Below are 17,624 nucleotides of genomic sequence, written 5' to 3' on the forward strand. Positions count from 1 at the left end.
ACGTGATAGACTCCTTCGCCCTCCCCGTGGACGCCGCCGCGCCCGGCGGGGAGACGAACGGCGCGCTCGTCGGCGACACGCTCCTCGTCGACCCGGCCGCGCGCACCCCGGAGCTCGACGACGCCGTCGCCGCCGCCGACGTCGAGCACCTCGCGCTCACGCACACCCACCCCGACCACGTCGCCGGTGTCGCCCACTACGCCGCGACGACCGACGCGACCGTCTGGTGTCGGTACGGCCGCGAGGACCGCTTCGAGGACTCGACCGGCGTAGAACCCGACGAGACGTTCCGCGAGGGCGACCGCGTCGGCCCCGCGACCGTCCTGGAGACGCCCGGACACGCGCCCGACCACGTCGCGTTCCGAGTGGACGGAGAAATCGTCTCGGGCGACCTCGTCTTCCGCGACACCTCGACCTACGTCGGGTCGCGCGACGGCGACATGCGCGCGTACCTCGCGAGCCTCCGCCACCTCCGCGCCGCCGAACCGGGGACGCTCTACCCGGGCCACGGCCCGCGCATCGAGAACCCGATGGAGCGCATCGCGGAACTCCTCGCACACCGCCGCTACCGCGAGCGCCAGGTCGAGACCGCCGTCCACGGGGGCGCGCGAACCGCGAGCGAAGTCGTCGACGCCGCCTACGACCGAAACCTCGGCGACGCCCGCCCGCTCGCCGTCGAAGCCGTCCGCGCCCACCTCGAGAAACTCGCCGTCGAGAAGCGCGTCGCGTGGGACGGCGACCGCGCCGAACCGCGCTGAGAGAGCGGGGCGTTTTTCCACCTCTCGCGCGTTCTCTCCCTATGGAGAGCCTCGAAACCGAGCTCGAACGCGCCCGCGGACTGGACGTCGACGACCTCGCGGACGCCATCGAGTCCATCGGATTCGAGTGCACGCGCTGCGGCGCGTGCTGTACCGCCGAGGCCGACGACCCCCACACCGCCACCGTCTTCCCGGACGAAATCCGCACCCTCGAAGCCGAGACGGACAGTGAGTGGAACGACGTCGCGCGCCCGATGCCCTACGGCCTCGACGCCGACGGGACCGGCGAGACGTTCGAGTGGGCGCTCCAGACCGACGCGTGCGGCGACTGCGTCTTCTACGAAGAACACGACGGCCGGGGAGCCTGCGGCGTCCACGCGGACCGCCCGCTCATCTGCGAGACCTACCCGTTCAGCGTCGCGCTCGCCGGCACCAGCCAGCCGATGGGCGACGCCGTCGACGAAGCCGGCGTCGTCCGCGCGCACGAGTGCGAGGGCCTCGGTCGCGACATCAGCCGGGAGGACGCCGAAGAGCTGGCCGCCGCGCTCAAAGAACGCGCCGTCACGGAACTCGAAGAAGCCATCGGCGTCCGCGACGCCTACGCCCCCGTCGACGTCGCCCCCGGCGAAACCGTCGTCCACGACTCCGAAGGCGCGAAACGCGCCGACGGCACCCGAATCGAGTAGCCCGCCGCGCCCCGCCAACCACGCCCGCGGCGGCCCGAACCGACCCGCAGAGGCCGAAGATATATTACGAACGATTACGTGGGTCGGGCCGGAGGTCTGTTCCCTTGGAAATCTCTGATAAGCTCCTCTGTCTGTTCAACGCGGAAGTCGCGGTCTCCGACGACGAGTACGTCGTCGAAATCCCCCGACGCGAGATCGACTCCGGCGCAATCGAACCCGGTGAGACCTACCGCGTCGCACTCATCGCCCGCGACGAGGACGACGCCGACACCGAAACGACAACGTCGACGGCCGCCTCCACCGGCCCGTCGACGGCCGACCAACCACAACCGCCCGTCGAGGAGAACGAAATCCGCTACGTCGAAATCGAAGACATCGGCAAACAGGGCGACGGCATCGCCCGCGTCGAACGCGGCTACGTCATCATCGTCCCCGACGCCGAAATCGGCGAACGCGTGAAGATCGAAATCACCGAAGTCAAATCCAACTTCGCCGTCGGCGAAATCATCGACGACGAGGAGCCACAGTAACCGCACCAGCCACCGACCACCCCACAGCGGCCCCACCGGCCGCCATTCTCTCGACCACACACCGACCGCCAGAGCCACGTCTCCCGAACGCCCAGAGCGCCGAACCTACGCCTGTCGCGTCGATTCCTCTCGGTCACTCCTCGTCTCTCCGTGAATCCGGTTGGGACGACCGCGAACCACATTACTCGCGTGTCGCTCCCTATCGGTCGCTCCCGCTCGCCTCCTCCGTGGTTCTCCCTCGACCGCCTGCGGCGGCCTCTCCGAACCACATTACTCGCGTGTCGCTCCCTATTCGGTCGCTCCCGCTCGCCTCCTCCGTGGTTCTCCCTCGCTCACGTTCGTTCGCTCGCTCCGAACCACGTTACTCCACGTACTTCCGCAGCTCCGCATCGATGGGGACGTCGCCGGGCGAGTCGTAGGGGCGGTTGACGACGACGTCGCCGGCGGACTGCGAGCCGACGCCCGGGATGGCCTGGAGCTCGTCCATGGAGGCGTCGTTGAGGTCGAGGGGGTACGGGATACCCGTGATGGAGCGGTAGCCGTGGCCGGTGACGGCGATATCTATCGACTGGCCGAGTTCGCGTTCGCCGGGGATGCCGACGAGGAGAGCGTACGTGCCGAGCTGGCGGCCGAACGTCTTCCCGTCCTGGTGGTATTCGAGGTGGACGTCCTCCAGGATGGTGCCCGGTGGGCAGACGCGGTTCAGCATCGGGTTGTCGATCTGTTCGCGCACCTCCTGCTTGTAGGATTTGAAGTTCTGTTTGTGGTCGTTGGCGATGCTCGCGCCGGTGTCGCTCATCTCCGTGCCCTCGAAGGCCATGACCTGACGGATGTTGATGCGGCGGAGCATCAGGCCCTCGTCGTAGACGCGCTGGAGGAACTGCTTGTTGTGCTCGTAGGTCTCGGGGCGTTCGCCCTGGAGGCCGTGGAGGAGGTTGATGCCGGGGAGAATCTTCGGGAGGCGGTTCGCCGCGTCGGCACCGGTCGTGGGGGCGTCGGCGGGGTCGTCGCCGGGCCGCCAGCCGCCGGCTTCGTTCACGACGCGAATCGCCTCTAAGCACTCGTCGGCGGTGACGAGGAGGTTGTTCTTCTCCTGGACGACGGGGTCGGCGGACTCGAGGCCGAACGCGGCGGTGTCGCCGGGCGTGTTGTGCTCGGCGATGATTTCGATGGCTTCCCGCGACGCCTCGGGGTAGTCCACGATGGTCACGGGGTTCATGTTGTCGAGGTGGAGGGTTTCGAGGTCGGGCGCGACCTCGCGGATGCCGCCGTAGAGCCGCTGGATGGCGTCGGGGTTGGGGGCTTCGCCGTCGCCGCCGAACGCGAGGATGTCGGCCTGCCGGCCGAGGCGGAAGTGCCGCACGCCCGCCTCGTAGAGCTGTTCGACCTCCCGAACGACGCTCTCGGCCGTGCGGAAGGAGGGGTTGCCGTAGAGGGGTTCCGTGCAGAACGAACACCGGTAGGCGCAGCCGCGGCTCGTCTCCAGTTCCGCGATGAGGTATTCGGGGAAATTCGGGTGTTGGTCGACGACGAACGCGCCTTTCGCGCCCCAGCGGTCGATCTCTTCGTTGCTCCGCACGCGGTTCCCGAAGCCCTCCATGCCCTCGGAGACGAGGTCGTAGACGGCGGCTTCGACGTCGCCTTTCGCGACGAAGTCGAAGTCGAGGTCCTTGCGTTCCATGTCGCTCGCGCCGGCGTTCTCCTCGCCGACGCCGAACCGAATCGGGCCGCCCATGACGCTCGTCCCGTTCGCCGTCCACGCGAGCTCGCGGACTTCGTCGGGTTCGGCGGGCGTCCCGCCGACGTACTTGCCGGGGACGGTCATTCCGCCGAGGTAGACGAGGAGGTCCGCTCGCTCGACGTCCAGCCACCGCGAGCGCTCCTCGCGGAGCGCGTCGATGGTGTGGTAGGTGACGTTCTCCTCGGGGACGCCGGCGTCGACGAGCGCGCCCGCCGTGTAGCGCGGATACGTCGAGATATACGGGGGAACGCCGAAGTGCGCGGGTTCGTCCACGTACCCGTCCACTAACACGACGTCCAGGGACGCGGGGTCAGTCATTAGCCCGGATACGGCGTCGACGCGTAAAAACTCGGCTGACTCGCCCGGGTCGCCACGCGAGACGGCCGTCGAACGCGGCGCGGCCGGCGTGCGGCGACGTTCGGGTTCCGCGATTCAGTGCCGCGTCCCGCCCGTTTATGCCGCTGGCAGTCGAACAACGAGATATGCCCGCAACGCTGGAACTCACCTGTACGAGCGACGACTGCGAGATGGACATGTTCGACATGCATTACACCTACGACATGCCGGACGACGTCGGCGTCGAGGACTTCCAGTGCCCGTACTGCGGGGGGACGGACTGCCTGGAGGAGACGATGGGATGAGGGGGACAGAGTTCGGGAAGGCGCTGGGGACGGAGGCGTTGAAGCGCGTGGGGCGTGCGGCGTCGCGCTTCCAGGAGGAGCGCCCGCTCCCCGTGGACGTGCTGGAGAGCGACGAGGAGTACCTCGTGGTGTTCGACGCGCCGGGCGTGACGAGCCAGGACGTCCAGGTGGACGTCGACGGCCGCGAGGTGCGCGCGCGCATCGACCGATTCCGCGAGCCACGCCCGGGGTTCGAGATGCGGTTCCCGGGGCGCGGCCTCGCGCTCGACGGCTCCGCGAAACTCCCGGCCGACGCCGATGTCGACGCCGACGCCACGCGCGCACAGCTCAACGACGACGGAACGCTCTACGTCTACGTGCCAAAACGTGATTCGGAAGGAGCGAACGGCGTCGACGTGAGCGAGTGAGAGGCGCGAATTAGCGCGGGGGAGCGCGTGGTTCGGAGCGAGCCGAGGCGTTTCGGAGGGAGAGAGCCGTCGGCGTGAGAGCGAGGTGGCGGCGTGCTCGAGTGATTCGTGGTTAGGCGTCGAGTGCGATGAACTCGATGTCGTGTTCTTCCATGTAGGCGCGGAATTCGGAGACGATGTCGTCGAGGTGGGGGAAGACGCCGCGGTCGAAGGCGGCGATGGCGACTTTGTCCCCGACGAAGCCGGTGAAGAGGATTTTGTCGTCGGCGACTTTGATTATCTGGTTGATGTTTTCGGCGCTCATGAGGGTCTCGTAGGTGTCGACGGCGACGAGGCTGTCGAGTTCGCTCTCGATTTCGCGGTCGCGGTTCGCGTTCCACTCGACGTCGTCGCGGAGGTAGAGGCGTTCGACGTCGCGGTCGTCGGGAGTCGCGCCGACGAAGTAGCGGAGGGTCCCGCCGGCGTTCTCCTCGGTGATCGTCGCCATGTCCGCGAGCACGTCCATGGTTTCGCCACGGAGGGAGGGAAATTAAAATTACCCGATGTTCATCGCGTATCACCCGATATCCATGCCTTCGCGAATCGCGAAGGACTCGTCGCCGTCGAAGCGCGCGGGGTCGAAGGGAGCGACGTCGATGCCGTCGCGGCCGAGGACGGCGTCGGCGAGGGCCTCGCCGGTGGCGGGGGCGCGCATGAAGCCGTGGCCCTGCCAGCCGGCGGCGACGTAGACGCCGTCTGCGAGTTCGCCGAGGAGCGGGTCGCCGTCGGGGGTGGCGACGCAGAGGCCGGCCCAGGAGCGGTGGAGTGAGATGTCACCGCGGAGGCGTTCGCGGAGGGCGGCGAGGGTGCGGGCCTCGAACCAGCCGTCTCCCTCGCGGTTCCAGTCGTCGGGGTCGAACTCGCGGGGTTCGGTGCCGTCGCCGGCGAGGATGCCCTGGGGGTGGGGGCGGGCGTAGTAGCCGGCGGTGGCGTCGTGGAACATCGGGACGGGCGGGCCGGTGGCGACGAGCGCCTGCACGCGGTAGGGTTTGAGTGGGACGGAGAGACCGGCGTCGGCGAGCACCTGTTTGGTGTGTGCGCCGGCGGCGACGGCGACGGCGTCGAAGGGGTCGCCGTTCACCGCGGTCGGGTCGAGCGTGAGTTCGGCGGGCGTGCGCTCGCGGACGTCGACGCCGCGCTCGCGGGCGAGGTCGGCGAGGAGCGCGGGGTAGGTCGCGGGGTCGGCGTAGCCGGCGTTCCGCGCGACCATCGCGCCTTCGACGTCCGACCAGTCGACGTGCGGGAACTCGCGTTCGAGGTCGTCGCGAGAGATAACCGAGACGTCGCGGTCCTGCGCTTGGAGGTGGAAGACGGTCTCCTCGATGACGTCGGCGCGTTCGGCGTCGGTGGCGAACTGGACGTAGGGCGTCTCGTGGAAGGCGAAGTCGCCGCGCCCCGAGAAGGCGCGGAAGCGGTCGAGCGCGCGGTCGGCGATGCGGGCGTCGACGGCGTCGCTGTAGGCGTCGTAGAGGACGCCGGCGGCGCGCCCGCTGCTCCCCGCGCCGACCGTCTCGCGCTCGAAGACGGTGACGTCCGCGCCGGCCTCGGCGAGGTCGTAGGCGGCGGTGAGGCCGACCGCGCCCGCGCCGACGACGGCGACGGAGACCGTCATCGGTGCGGGGCGGGCCGGAGGTCCTCGAATCGCTGTGCCGCGAGCCAGTCGACGAGGGCGTTCAGGTCGTCGACGGCTTCGGCGACGAGCTCCGCGCCGATCTCCGCAGTGCCGTCCGTGGGGTGGCCGACAGCGCCGGAGTCGGAGAAGTCCGCGGTGTCGAAGCCGACGTCAGCGCCGCCCGGCACTTCCCGCCCCCACGAGTCGGCCGCGCCGGCCTCGGCGTCGGCCAGGAGGTCTTCCTGGACGAGTTCGGTGAGGTGGAGCATCGCGCTCGTCTCGACGGCGTCGGCGTGCCCGAGCGAGGTGTCCAATCGCGCGTCGATGAGGTCGTCGAGGTTGTCCCACCAGTGCCAGGGGACGGTGAAGGCGACGTCGTCGGCGCGGAGGCGGCGGGCGGCGCGCCGGAGGGCGTTCGTGTTGCCGCCGTGGCCGTTGACGACGACGACCTTGCGGACGCCGTGGGCGGCGACGCTCTCGACGATGTCGGCGACGTAGTCGGCGAAGGTCTCCTCGGTCGTGGACAGCGTCCCGTGGAACTGGCGGTGGTGGTCGCTCACGCCGACGGGGACGCCGGGGAGGACGATTGCGTCGGCGCGGTCGACGCGGGTGGCGACGCCGGCGGCGGCGAAGAGGTCGGTGCCGAGCGGGAGCGCGGGGCCGTGCTGTTCGACGCTCCCGGTGGGGAGGACGGCGACCTCGGCCTCGCCGAGGGCGTCGGCGGCCGTCGTCGTCGTGTGTTCGTGGAGTTCGCGCATACGGAGTGGGCGTCGGCCCGGCCCTTCAGGGTTCGCGTCCCGGCGGCGAGTGAAACTGGAGCGCGAAGCGGTTCGGAAGAATCCGGAGACGGCGGCGGGTTTTCTCGACGGCGGTTTCAGTTTCACTTTCACCCCGCGTATGGCTGAGGTATATGCTCGGTGGCCGGCGAGAGAGGAGTATGACGCGAGATGGAAGCAGTCAGGGGGTATCGTTCGCGGGGGTCGACGTCTCGGAGCTCCCGCTCGCGGAAGTCGAGTCGTTCGTTGAGAACCGGGGGGAGGACGCCTACCTCGAACGGCGGGTCTCGCGGACGTACGTCGGCCGCGAGTAGTCAGACGAGGTCGTCGAGGCCGCGGGCGGGGTAGGCGACGACGTGGTCGACGCCGGCCTCGCGGAGGGCGTCCACGCGCTCGCTGACGGTCGCCGCGTTGCCGACGAGCGCGTAGTCGCGGACGGCCTTCGAGAGGACCTCGCGGGCGCGGCCGGCGGCGTCGCCGTCGGTGGCGGCGTCGTCGGGGAGCGCGCGGTTCACGGGGCCGCGGCGAGCGGCGTAGGCACCGACGGCGTCGAGCACCGCGTCCTCGTCGTCCGTGAGGACGGTGGGAGCGTAGACGGCGATGTCGCCGGTGTAGCCGGCGGCGCGGAGCGCGCGCACGTCCCGCTCAGTGGTTCGTGAGAGGAGTTCGAACTGGGGTGCGCCGGTGGCGAGCGCGACGCGTTCGACGCCCTCCGTGCCGACCCAGGCGTCCGGGTGTCTGCCGGTGGCGTCGCCGAGCCGGGGGGCGACGGCGCGCGCTCGCTCCGCGTCGGTGAGGTAGGCGGCGTGACCGGCGACGAGCACGCGGCCGACGCCCTCGGGGATGTCGCGGTCGAGGGCGTCGTCGCCGCGCGGGTCGAAGCCGTCGGCGCGCACGGGCGTCGTCACCCGCACGTCCTTGGCGGCGGCGAGGTCGGCGAGCGTCCCGCGGTCCGGGAAGGCCGCTCGGCCCTCGTAGTCGACGACGACGCGAGGAATCGAGATATCGAGAGCGTCGCGGACGTCGCACTCTTCGGGTTTGAGGGCGACGGCGTCGAACGCGACACGCGCCTCTGTGACGGCGGTCTCGCTATGCAACTCGAATCACTCCGTTAGAGAAGGGGTCAGTCGTGGGCTCGCGGAACGCGATCCATCGTCTCTGCGACCATACGCGTGGTACTCCGTCCGGGGGCAAAAGGGCGTCGCTCGCGTCAACCGCGCTCCGGGGAGGCGTCGGGGTCGATGACGTACTCGGGGCCGGCCGGCGGCTGCCAGTCGAGCGCGAGGTCGAGGAAGTCGGTGAGGATGCGGCCGGTCGCCCCCCAGACGGTGTAGCCGTCGACGTGGAAGAAGTGGACGAGGATGGGGCCGTATTCGGGGTGGTCGCGGCGTTCGGCCTCGTAGTTCGCGGGGTCGAGGAGGTCGTCGAGCGCGAGCACCGCGACCTCAGCGACTTCGCGCTCGTCGGGCGTGTACGCGCGGTCGGGGACGCGGCCGACGAACGGCGAGATGGCGTAGCCGGTCGTCGTCTCGATGTCGTCGAGGCGGCCGACGACTTCGACCTCCTCGGAGTGGAGGCCGATTTCCTCGTCGCATTCGCGGAGCGCGGTGGCTTCGAGGGAGTCGTCGCTCGGCTCGCGGCCGCCCCCGGGGAAGCTCATCTGGCCGGGGTGTTCGGAGAGGTGGCTGGCGCGTTTCGTGAACAGGAGGTGCGGGTCGCCGTCGCGCTCGACGACGGGGACGAGCACGGCCGATTCGCGCTCCGGGTCGGCGGCCCGGACGGGCTCGTGGCGGGCGACGGCCGCGAGGTTCATACGAGGGGTGACGCCGGCCACGGACTTATACTGTCGGCTGAAGGTCCGTGATGGTTAGGCGTCGAGGCGGGCGTGGATGCGGTCGCGGTAGGGTTCGAGGGTCGCGTCGATCCAGACTTCGGCGTCGTAGGTGACGTCGAGAAGGGTTTCGGCGCGGTCGTCGTCGCCGGGGCCGAGCGCGGCGACGTCGGTTTCGAGGCGGGAGCGGAGCGCGGCGGCCTTCTCGGGTTCCGTGACGTCGCGGCGGTCGATGTCGAGGATGTGCGGGAGGTCGTCGGCGTCGTCGGGAACAGTTGGAAAGGCGGCGGGGCCGGGCGCGACGAGGACGTCGCCGTCGTGCGGGACTTCGAGGAGGCGGTAGTCCGCGGTGGCGGCGTCGACGGCGTCCTCGACGGCGGCTTCGTCGAGGTCGCGGCCGTCGCGGAACGCGAGTTCCACGAGCGCCTCGGTGAGCTCGTCGCGCGTCAGGCCGCCGAAGAGGTCGACGATGCCCGCGAGCTCGTCGTGCGTTCGCTGCATACTCCCTCGAACCGGCTTCTCGCCTATGAGTCTACTGCCTGCCGTGCGAGACTCTCTCTACCGGTCGCGGGCGGCGGCGAGGTCGTCGCGGGCGGCGGCGACGACCGCGGCGGGGTCGAGGTCGGCGTCCGCCCACGCGGGGAGGCGGGTGTCCGCGCCGGGCGGGGCGATGGCGTCGGCGTACGCGGCCACCTGCTCGCGTTCGCCGTGTTCGTCGTGCGCGAAGTCGTTGAAGGCGGCGTCGGCGGCGTACGCGCGGACGTGGCGCTCGGCGGCGTCGCGGTAGGCGGCGGTGAGTTCGTCGTAGTCGACGGTCGCGCCGTCCGCTTCGACGGCGTGGAGGACGGCCGCGCCGACGCCGTCGCTCATGTCCGTGAGGCCGGAGGGGCCGGAGACGGCGCGGTGGTCGTGTTCGTAGCGGCCGAGGTCGACCTGCGCCGCGGCGTCGCTGCCGGCGACGCGGTAGGCCTCCGCGAGCACGCCGACTTCGAGCCCCCAGCGCCGCCGGACGCGGACGCGTCGCGCGAGGTCGGCGGTGAGCGCGCATTCGCCGGCGAGCGCGTACCGGAACGCGTCGAGGTAGTCGACGACGGGCGCGTCCGTGACGTCGCCGAGCGCGGCGACGAGCGGTTCGTAGAAGAGCCGACAGAGCCGGCCGTAGAGCCGGTCGTTCTCCACGCGGGCGTAGTAGCCTTTCGCGAAGTCGTGCCCGCGCGTGAGCGGGAAGAGGAGTTTGCGGACGTCGCGGGCTTCGTAGGTAGTGGTGTCGGCGTCGTGGACGGCGACGAAGTCCGCGCGGTCGGCGGCGTGGCCGAGCGCGAGCCAGATGTCGCGGCCCTTCCCGCTCTCGCCGTCGAGGCCGGCGTCGGCGAGGCGGTCGGCGAGCCGCGGCCCCGTACACCAGAGGACGTCGAGCGGGAGGTCGAAGCCGTCGAGCCAGTCGGCGAACGCCGGGGCGCGTTCCGGGGACGCGCGGAGCGGGACGACGACGCGTTTCGGCTGGAGCGTTTCGAGTTCGGAGAGGACGGCTTCGGTGGCGAGCGCGGTGTACTCGCGCTCCGTCATGGGGACGACGACGGCGGCGTCGGCGACCGGGGCGTCGGGGTTCGCGCGCCCGAAGTCGTGGAGCGTCGTCACGCGCTCCTGCGTGTAATCCATACGCGTGGCGAGGGCGTGCGCGCCGAAAAAACACGCCGGTTACTCGTGAGACGCGGTCGGGAGGACGCCGCCGCGGTGCGCGAGGAGGACGGTGAGGGCGACGACGGCGACGGCGACGGCGGCGACGCGGAAGATGCCGTCGTAGGAGAACCCGGCGGTGCGGAGGCCGCCGACGAGGACGCCGCCGCCGGCCTGGAAGAGCATCGTGACGGCGGAGTAGGCGGCGTAGGCGCTCGCGCGGTCGGCGTCCGGCAGGGAGTCGAGGAGGAAGGTGTCGACGGTCGGGAAGATGTGGTGGATGGCGTAGCCGACGACGACGGTGGCGGCGACGACGGCGTAGAGGCCGCGGGCGTAGGTGAAAGCGAAGAGCGAGCCGGCGAAGGCGGCGGGGACGCCGACGAGGAGGACGATGTAGGAGAGGCGGTCGGCGAGGCGGCCGGCGAACCAGAACGCGGGGATGCCGGCGGCGAACATCACGGTGAGAAGGGTGCGGGCGGTGGCGGCGTCGACGACGCGGGCGTCAGTGACGTAGGAGACGTAGAAGTTGAAGAAGCCGTTCCAGACGATGCCGGCGACGCTCATGACGAGGATGCCGGTGAGGACGAGCGGGAGGCGGCGGCGGGTCGCGCCGAGGAAGTCGCGGTCGCCGCGGCCGGCGGCGGGCATGCGGTCGGCGGCGACGGCGGCGCGCGAGGAGACCGCGAGCGCGGCAGTGCCGAGGAGGGCGGCGGCGGCGAGCAGCCAGAAGACGAGTCGCCAGTCGCCGACGCCGAGGACGACGCCGACGGCGAGCGGGGCGACGACGGCGGCGGACTGGCTCGCGGTGCCGTGGATGCCGATGACGCGGCCGACGCGGTCCGGGAAGAGCTCGCTCACGAGCGGGTTGCCGGCGATGAAGTAGACGCCGGAGGCGACGCCGACGAGGAACGCGCCGACGGCGACGGCAGTGACGCTCCCCGCCATCGCGGTGCCGGCGCTCGCGGCGGCGAGGAAGACGCCGTCCGCGATGATGACGTGGTGGCGGTCGAAGCGCGTGAGGAGGTAGCCGGTCGGGAGGCGCGGGAGGGCGCTGCCGAGCCACGCGAGCGACGCGATGACGCCGACGGTCGCGGCGTTCACGCCGAACGCCGTTTCGAAGGTGTCGAGGAGCGGTGCGAAGGTGATGCGGCCGAAGTTCACGAGGAAGACGACACCGCAGAGCGACCCGAACACGCGGAGTCGGCGGTCGTCGCTCTCGGTGGACTGAGACACGACCGCGAGTCGGACGGCGTCGGCCTTCAGCCTCTCGGTTCGACACCGCCACGAGCGTTTTACGTCCACTCTGCGTAGGCCGCGTCATGGACTCTGTCCAGAAGGGGCTGCGAGGCGGCGCGCTGGAGAAGGACACCTACGACCGGCTGGTGTGTTCGGACTGCGGCGAGCAGTTGAAGACGAAGGCGATGCCGGACGAAGTCTACTCGGTGCGCGTCTGCCCGGAGTGCGGACTGGAGTGGCGGCAGTTAGGCTGACCGGCGCGCGTCGACGGCGGCGCGATAGCCCTCGCGGAACGTCGGATACTGGAAGTCGTAGCCGCGCTCGTGGAGGCGGTGGTTCGAGCAGCGTTTGCTCGTGGTGACGCGGCGACACGCGGCCTCGGAGAGGTCGCCGTCGTCGAGGCGTTCTTCTTTCGTTCGTTTCGGCGGGCGCTGGCGGTCGCACTGGTCGGCGAGCCAGTCGGCGAACTCCCACTTCGAGACCGGTTCGTCGTCGACCGCGAGGAGGGTGTCGTCGCCGGGTTCGTCGAGCGCGAAGCGGACGACGCCGGCGGCGTCATCGCGGTGAATCATGTTCAGGTAGCCCTCGGTGACGGGGCCGTCGAGGTAGCGGTCGAGCCGGTAGCGGTCGGGGCCGTAGAGGCCCGCGAACCGAACGACCGTGGGCGTCATGCCGTATTCGGCGGCGGAGCGCGCGACGTCCTCCGCCTCCGTGAGGACGCGCGTCTTCTCCGTCGTCGGCTCCAGCGGCGTGGACTCGTCCACCCAGTCGCCGCCGTGGTCGCCGTAGACGCCCGTACTGGAGGTGTAGACGAGGCGGTCGGGGGCGTCGTCGCGCGCGGCGAACGCGTCGACGGCGGTGCGGAGGCCGTCGACGTAGACCTCGCGGGCCGCCGCGGCGTCGCGGCCGCCGGAGCTCGCGATGAAGACGAGCGCGTCGACGTCCGGCACGCGCGCGAGCGAGTCGGCGTCCGTCACGTCCGCCTGCACCGCGTCGATGCCGTGGGTTTCGAGCGTCTCGATGCCGTCGTCCGACCGGCGCACGCCGACCGGGTGGTGGCCGGCGGCGTCGAGCTGGCGGGCGAGTTCGATGCCGACGTAGCCACAGCCGAGGATGGCGACGCGCATCGGCGCTACCAGGGGTTCTCCGCGGCGAGGTGGTGAGTGATGCGCGCGTACTCGCCGATCGTCATCGGGTGGCGGCCTTCGACGCGCTGTTGGACTTCCTTCGCGTCGAGGTCGTCGTCGATGGCGGCGGCGAGCGACTCGACGTCGACGATGGCGGAGCTCATCTCCAACATCACGTGGTCCTGGACTTCGAGTTTGAGGGTTTCGGCGTCAGGCCAGTCGTCGGTGAGCGCGAGGATTTCGGCGGCCTCCGTGACCGTGATACCCGCCGACTCGCCCGCGCGGATGGCGTCGAGTCGGTCCGCGTCGATGCCGGTCTCGGCGGCCGCGGCGTCGACGCCGACGTCGTCGAGTACCGTCTCCAGCGTCGCTTCGTACTGGGCGCGGACGTCCGCGGGCGACGCCGCGTCCGCGTCAATCTGGTCGGTGAACATACCCGGGCGTAGGCGGCGGAAGTAAAAGGGCCTTTCACCAGCCGGTCGAGCGTTCGTCGGCGTTCCCGTCGGTGTCGCCGACGCCGCGCGGCCCGGGCGGGACGACCACGACGACGACGGTCGAGACCGAGAACGTGACCTCCTCGTTCCGGCCGACGACCTCTCGCGCGCCGTCGCCGTCCACGTCGACGCGCACGGTCTCGTTCTGCCGAACGTAGGTGAGCGAGTCGTTCCCGGGCGTGTGCGTGCGGGCGGTGACGGCGACGCGCTCGTAGCCGCCGCGGGCGGAGACCACCCAGGCGTTCGCGGTCGCGTACCAGTAGCCGGGAACGGGCGCGATGGGGAGGCCGGCGGGCAGTTGTGCGAGCCGCTGCTTGGCGGCGCGGCGCGCCGCGGCGTCGTCGAGTTTCTCGCCGAGCACGCGCTCGCCGGCGTCGGCGACGCGGTGGGCGGCTTCCCGCTTCGCCGCGTCGCCGATGCGGTTCGCGCCCTCCGCGGTGACTGCACTGAGAGCGGTCTGCGCGCTCCGTCGCGCGTCGGTGACGCGGCCGCCGGGCACGCGGCCGCGCGTCCGCCGCGCCTCGCGGAGCGCCACGCGGAGCGCGATGCGGAGCCCCGGAGCGTCCGCGCCGCGCGCCGCGGCCTCACGCGCGACCGTGGACGCGAGCGAGCCGTTCACCGCGGCGGTCGCCGTCACGGCTGGGCCATCGTACCGGGCGAACGCGGCGTCGACGGCCGCCCGACGAGCGTCCTCGGTGAGGGTTGTTCGGCGCGCGAGCGCGTCGACGAGCGGCGGCCGCAGTCGGTCGGTCGCGGCGGCGACGTCGGAGCGGAGCGCGGCGCGCCGCTCGCGCAGCGTCGCGTTACCGCGGACGCCGTCGAGCGCGCGGAGCGTGGTGACGGCGGAGGCGAGCGACGCGTCCGCGGGCGGGTCGGGAACGACGGCGTCGGCGACCGCGTCCCCGGCGTCCGCGTAGGGGACGGTGAAGAGATTCGTGTTCCGCGTGGCGAGCGGGTAGCGGCCGTCGACGCGGCTCGTCGAGAGGTACGACGGCGTCCCTCGAACGGAGAGCACTGGGGAGTCCCCGGCAGAGGCGTTCGCGGTTCGCTCCGGTCGGGCGGTCGCGGCGGCGAGCGGCTGGTCGGCGTGAGCAGCGACGACGCGGCGCACGGCGTCGAACCCGCCGGTTTCGCCGCGGAGACGCTCGACGACCGCGTCGAGGTAGGCGGCGCGGGCGGCGGTCGCGGCGCGCGCGTCGAGCGAGCGATACCGCGCCGGCGCGTCGACGAGCGCGGCTCGTTGCTCGGCGAGTCGGTCGGCGAGCCGACGGCGCGGATTCGCGTCGAGTCCCGCCCCGGGGGAGAGAGTCGTGGAGAGCGCCCGGGTGAGGCGGTCGTGGAGGCGCGTGACGTTCCGAACAGCCACTTTTCGGGCGTTCTCGGGGACGCTGAGGGGAACGGTCGCGGCGGTCGTGCTCGCGCCGCCGTCGGCGGCGCGGCGGGCGAGCGTGTCGACGCCGCCGCGCGCACGGACGACGGCGTTCGACGCGTCGCGGAGCAGACCGGTAGGCTGGTCGACGAGCGCTCGATCCGGCGCGCGGCCGTCGGGTGCGGCGCGGCCGACGACGGCGACGGTCACGAGGCTGGTCGTCGCGAGCGACGCGTTCCCGACTCGGCGGACGGTCCGGACGCGTCGGTGGCGTGTCGCGAGGCGCACGAAGCCCCCGGGCGTGGCAACCGCGGGGCCGCGCTCTGCGGCCGTAACCCCGGCGCGCGCGGCGGTGGCGTTTACGCGACGGGTACTGAGTGTCGTCGCCGCGGTTTCGACGCGGATGCGGCCGCGGTAGGTGTCGCGGAAGACGCCGTCGAGGTCCTCGTCGAGGGCGAGAAACGCGCGGTCGGCGGTCGCGTTCACGTCGACGGAAACCGCCTTCTTCTCGCCAAGGAGCGTGCCGGCGGCGTCGCCGGGTAGGCCGGGTGAGGCGGGCGCGCCGCCGACAGCGCCAGCGCTCGGGCCGAGGAGGTCCTGCACGCCGGTTTCGACGGCGGCTCGGCGATACCGAGTGGTCGCGCGGGCGTCGGCGCGGCCGAGTGTCTCACGCTGGACGCCGAGAACGGCGGCGTTCGTCGTGACAGCGACGTGGCGGGTGGCGAGGACGTTCGCGACGGGCGCGCCGCCGTACTGCGCCCAGCCGCGGCCCCACGCGACGACGGTGGCGCGGGCGGTGAGGCGGCGACCGAGGCCGGGGCCGTCGAGCGGGCCGGCGTCGAGTCGCGCCGCGTAGTCGGCGACGCGGTCGTGGAGACCGAGCACGGGCGTGGCGACGGCGACGGTCACGGCGGTAGTTTCACGGGAGACGACGCGTCCGTCGCGGCGAAGCGTGAGTCGGAGGCCGGTGACGGTGACGTTCGTCCCGCCGTCGGCGCGCTCGGCGAGGTGGACGCGGCCGATGGCGCGTTCGGCGTCCGCGGGCGAGTCGATGCCGGGGAGGGCGACGGTCGCCGTCACGTCGCCGCGGCGCGTGGTCGTGTTCGCGAGCGCGCGCCGGACGGCCGCGTAGGTCCGGAGGCGGAGGGCGTCCCGGAAGGCGTGGTCGGCGCGGAGGGCGTCGCCGTAGGGGCCGGCGGGCGCGACGACCGGGTGTGCGGCCGCCGCTCGCGCCGCGCGGGTCGCGCCGTCGGCGACGGCGAGGCGCGCGAGCACGGTGGCTTCGCGGGCGGCAGCGTCGGTGTCCGGCGTCGTGGCCTGTGGCGCGGCGAGGGAGACGTGGCTGGCGACGCCCGCGCTCGCGACGAGCAGGGCGACGCCGACGAGGGCGAGCGGGACGCGGCCGCGTTCGTCGGTCACGGCGACCACGTCCGAACGACGAGGGTCGCGTCGGGCGCACCGGGGAGGGCGGCGGTGGCGGCGCGGACACGGTCGCCGTGCGGCGGCGGCCCGGCGGCGAGTACGCGCTGCCCGGTCGTGACGAGTGTAAGGTTCGCCCGCGGGACCGCCAGCCCGAGCGCGCGCTCCGCGGCGCGTGCCGCACACGCGGGCGGAGTTCGGTTGGCGGCGGCGCTGGCGAGGAGGTCGCCGAGCGGCGCGCGGACGCGGCCGGCGCGGCCGGTGCAGGAGACGTTCGCCGTCACGGGAAGAACGGCGTCGGCGACGCGGTGTGGCGACGGCGCGGGGTCACTAGGTGGCTGCGCGGCGACGAGCACGGCGATGGCAGCGGCGACGAGGAGGACGGCGAGGGCGGCGTCGAGCGGCGTGCTGACGGCGCGGCTCACGTCCACACCACCACGCGGAGGCGGCCGAACGCGACCCGCCCGCCGGTGCGAACGGGGAGCGGACGCGCGGCGGCCGGCGCATCTCTCGGCGGGCGCGGCCCGACCGACCACGCGCGGGTCGCCGCGCGGAGCGTGACGTTCAGCGAGAGACCCGCGGAGCGTTCGAGGTTCGCCAATTTCGCAGGTCGGGCGACGCCGCCCGCGGTGATTTCGTCCGCGACGTGGTCGAGCGTGGCCGTCGGCTGCGCCGTCGCCTGTCCGGGGAGCGCGCGGCCGTAGACGGTGGCGTACGTGCCGACCGCGGCGACGACGGCGAGGACGGCGACGAGCGCGGCGAGCGGCTCCGTCTGCGCGCTATCCGACGAGCGTCGCATCGACGTCACCCCAGGTGACGTGGCGGACGCGGAGGCGGTCGGTCGTCAGCCAGCCGCCGGCGCGGGTTCGAGCACGGGCGAGCGCTCGCTCGACGGCGTCGCGGAACGCGGCGGGCGTCTCGAAGACGTCCCGAACGTCTCGACCGGCGAGGACGGCCGCGAGCCGGCCGGACGCGGGGACGACGGGGCCGTAGCGGAGGGTGGCGGTCGCGGTGCCGCCGTCGGAGCGGAGGGAGAGCCGGGCGGGGTGGAGGCGGACGGCGTCGGCGCGGACGGGGAGCGTGCGACGCGTGGGATGGTCGCTGGCGGCGACGGCGTCGACGGCGCGGGCGAGCGCGGCGGCGTCGGGCGGCGGGGCGGTCGGAACGGCGAGAGCCGCGGCGAGGAGGACGGCCGTGACGGCGGTGAGAGCGACCCAGACGGGGAGCGTGTCGGCGGCGAGCGTCGGCATACGCCCGTATGGCCGCGGTATCGGGTAAAAA

General features: G+C 72.2%; 22 protein-coding genes. 7 read left to right on the top strand and 15 right to left on the bottom strand.

All coding sequences use genetic code 11. The annotated features are described in order from the left end of the window. Positions 1-2 precede the first annotated feature (2 nt). The 3 genes from IEY26_RS16440 to IEY26_RS16450 all read left to right on the top strand — a co-directional run bounded on the left by IEY26_RS16440 (position 3) and on the right by IEY26_RS16450 (position 1,974). Positions 3-758: an MBL fold metallo-hydrolase gene (locus IEY26_RS16440; protein ID WP_188980859.1), complete on the top strand. Its 756-nt coding sequence runs from the start codon at positions 3-5 to the stop codon at positions 756-758. 41 nt (positions 759-799) lie between these two features. Beyond that, positions 800-1,444 carry a YkgJ family cysteine cluster protein gene (locus IEY26_RS16445; RefSeq protein WP_188980861.1) on the top strand — a complete coding sequence of 215 codons (645 nt, stop codon included), beginning with the start codon at positions 800-802 and terminating at the stop codon, positions 1,442-1,444. A 104-nt stretch (positions 1,445-1,548) separates the two neighbouring features. Then, positions 1,549-1,974, top strand: a complete 426-nt coding sequence (locus tag IEY26_RS16450; protein ID WP_188980863.1) for a TRAM domain-containing protein — start codon at positions 1,549-1,551, stop codon at positions 1,972-1,974. A 361-nt stretch (positions 1,975-2,335) separates the two neighbouring features. On the opposite strand, the gene IEY26_RS16455 is transcribed toward IEY26_RS16450, so the two are convergent. Next, entirely contained in the window at positions 2,336-4,033 is a 1,698-nt protein-coding gene (locus tag IEY26_RS16455; protein ID WP_188980864.1) for a radical SAM protein, read from the bottom strand. A gap of 164 nt (positions 4,034-4,197) precedes the next feature. Between IEY26_RS16455 and IEY26_RS16460 the strand changes: the two genes are divergently transcribed. Together IEY26_RS16460 and IEY26_RS16465 are read left to right on the top strand one after the other, a co-directional pair. Beyond that, the gene (locus IEY26_RS16460) at positions 4,198-4,356 is read left to right on the top strand and encodes a DUF7559 family protein (protein WP_188980865.1); all 159 of its coding nucleotides are present in this window, start codon (positions 4,198-4,200) and stop codon (positions 4,354-4,356) included. After that, positions 4,353-4,763: an Hsp20 family protein gene (locus tag IEY26_RS16465; RefSeq protein WP_188980866.1), complete on the top strand. Its 411-nt coding sequence runs from the start codon at positions 4,353-4,355 to the stop codon at positions 4,761-4,763. The genes IEY26_RS16460 and IEY26_RS16465 overlap by 4 nt, the downstream gene beginning before the upstream one ends. Before the next feature lie 112 nt (positions 4,764-4,875). Here the strand turns inward: IEY26_RS16465 and IEY26_RS16470 are convergent, their stop codons facing one another. The 3 genes from IEY26_RS16470 to IEY26_RS16480 are packed head-to-tail and all read right to left on the bottom strand — an operon-like array spanning position 4,876 to position 7,172. Continuing rightward, positions 4,876-5,268, bottom strand: a complete 393-nt coding sequence (locus tag IEY26_RS16470; protein WP_188980867.1) for a hypothetical protein — start codon at positions 5,266-5,268, stop codon at positions 4,876-4,878. Positions 5,269-5,319: 51 nt separating this feature from the next. Next, positions 5,320-6,414, bottom strand: a complete 1,095-nt coding sequence (locus IEY26_RS16475) for an NAD(P)/FAD-dependent oxidoreductase (protein WP_188980868.1) — start codon at positions 6,412-6,414, stop codon at positions 5,320-5,322. Beyond that, on the bottom strand, positions 6,411-7,172 hold the full coding sequence (locus IEY26_RS16480; protein ID WP_188980869.1) for a creatininase family protein: 762 nt from the start codon (positions 7,170-7,172) through the stop codon (positions 6,411-6,413). The genes IEY26_RS16475 and IEY26_RS16480 overlap by 4 nt, the downstream gene beginning before the upstream one ends. Before the next feature lie 179 nt (positions 7,173-7,351). Here IEY26_RS16480 and IEY26_RS16485 point away from each other — a divergent pair, with 179 nt between their 5' ends. Beyond that, on the top strand, positions 7,352-7,504 hold the full coding sequence (locus IEY26_RS16485; RefSeq protein WP_188980872.1) for a hypothetical protein: 153 nt from the start codon (positions 7,352-7,354) through the stop codon (positions 7,502-7,504). Here IEY26_RS16485 and IEY26_RS16490 read toward each other — a convergent pair whose 3' ends face one another. The 5 genes from IEY26_RS16490 to IEY26_RS16510 all read right to left on the bottom strand — a co-directional run bounded on the left by IEY26_RS16490 (position 7,505) and on the right by IEY26_RS16510 (position 11,931). Further along, on the bottom strand, positions 7,505-8,287 hold the full coding sequence (locus tag IEY26_RS16490; protein ID WP_188980874.1) for a DUF7388 family protein: 783 nt from the start codon (positions 8,285-8,287) through the stop codon (positions 7,505-7,507). A gap of 113 nt (positions 8,288-8,400) precedes the next feature. Further along, positions 8,401-9,003, bottom strand: coding sequence for an NUDIX hydrolase (locus tag IEY26_RS16495; protein WP_188980875.1), 603 nt, complete (start codon positions 9,001-9,003; stop codon positions 8,401-8,403). A 54-nt stretch (positions 9,004-9,057) separates the two neighbouring features. Then, entirely contained in the window at positions 9,058-9,522 is a 465-nt protein-coding gene (locus tag IEY26_RS16500; RefSeq protein ID WP_188980877.1) for a DUF7109 family protein, read from the bottom strand. Positions 9,523-9,579: 57 nt separating this feature from the next. Then, the gene (locus tag IEY26_RS16505; protein ID WP_188980879.1) at positions 9,580-10,680 is read right to left on the bottom strand and encodes a glycosyltransferase family protein; all 1,101 of its coding nucleotides are present in this window, start codon (positions 10,678-10,680) and stop codon (positions 9,580-9,582) included. A gap of 39 nt (positions 10,681-10,719) precedes the next feature. After that, positions 10,720-11,931 carry an MFS transporter gene (locus tag IEY26_RS16510; RefSeq protein WP_188980882.1) on the bottom strand — a complete coding sequence of 404 codons (1,212 nt, stop codon included), beginning with the start codon at positions 11,929-11,931 and terminating at the stop codon, positions 10,720-10,722. A gap of 86 nt (positions 11,932-12,017) precedes the next feature. On the opposite strand from IEY26_RS16510, the gene IEY26_RS16515 reads away from it, so the two are divergent. Further along, a complete protein-coding gene (locus IEY26_RS16515; protein WP_188980884.1) occupies positions 12,018-12,188 on the top strand; it encodes an HVO_0758 family zinc finger protein in 171 nt (56 codons plus the stop codon). Here the strand turns inward: IEY26_RS16515 and IEY26_RS16520 are convergent. Genes IEY26_RS16520 through IEY26_RS16545 form a run of 6 tightly spaced genes read right to left on the bottom strand, consistent with a single transcriptional unit; the run spans position 12,180 to position 17,593 of the window. Next, entirely contained in the window at positions 12,180-13,061 is an 882-nt protein-coding gene (locus tag IEY26_RS16520) for an SDR family oxidoreductase (RefSeq protein ID WP_188980886.1), read from the bottom strand. The two genes, IEY26_RS16515 and IEY26_RS16520, sit on opposite strands and share 9 nt — an antisense overlap. 5 nt (positions 13,062-13,066) lie before the next feature. Then, the gene (locus IEY26_RS16525) at positions 13,067-13,495 is read right to left on the bottom strand and encodes a DUF5791 family protein (protein WP_188980888.1); all 429 of its coding nucleotides are present in this window, start codon (positions 13,493-13,495) and stop codon (positions 13,067-13,069) included. Positions 13,496-13,529: 34 nt separating this feature from the next. Next, entirely contained in the window at positions 13,530-16,343 is a 2,814-nt protein-coding gene (locus IEY26_RS16530; protein ID WP_188980891.1) for a DUF7286 family protein, read from the bottom strand. Then, complete coding sequence (locus IEY26_RS16535) at positions 16,340-16,774, bottom strand: DUF7284 family protein (protein WP_188980893.1); 435 nt, start codon at positions 16,772-16,774, stop codon at positions 16,340-16,342. The genes IEY26_RS16530 and IEY26_RS16535 overlap by 4 nt, the downstream gene beginning before the upstream one ends. Further along, positions 16,765-17,142: a DUF7285 family protein gene (locus tag IEY26_RS16540; RefSeq protein WP_188980895.1), complete on the bottom strand. Its 378-nt coding sequence runs from the start codon at positions 17,140-17,142 to the stop codon at positions 16,765-16,767. Before IEY26_RS16540 ends, IEY26_RS16535 begins: the two co-directional genes overlap by 10 nt. Further along, the gene (locus tag IEY26_RS16545) at positions 17,123-17,593 is read right to left on the bottom strand and encodes a DUF7283 family protein (protein WP_188980897.1); all 471 of its coding nucleotides are present in this window, start codon (positions 17,591-17,593) and stop codon (positions 17,123-17,125) included. Before IEY26_RS16545 ends, IEY26_RS16540 begins: the two co-directional genes overlap by 20 nt. Positions 17,594-17,624 lie beyond the last annotated feature (31 nt).

Source organism: Halocalculus aciditolerans (genome assembly GCF_014647475.1).
Classification (GTDB): Archaea; Halobacteriota; Halobacteria; order Halobacteriales; family Halobacteriaceae; genus Halocalculus; species Halocalculus aciditolerans.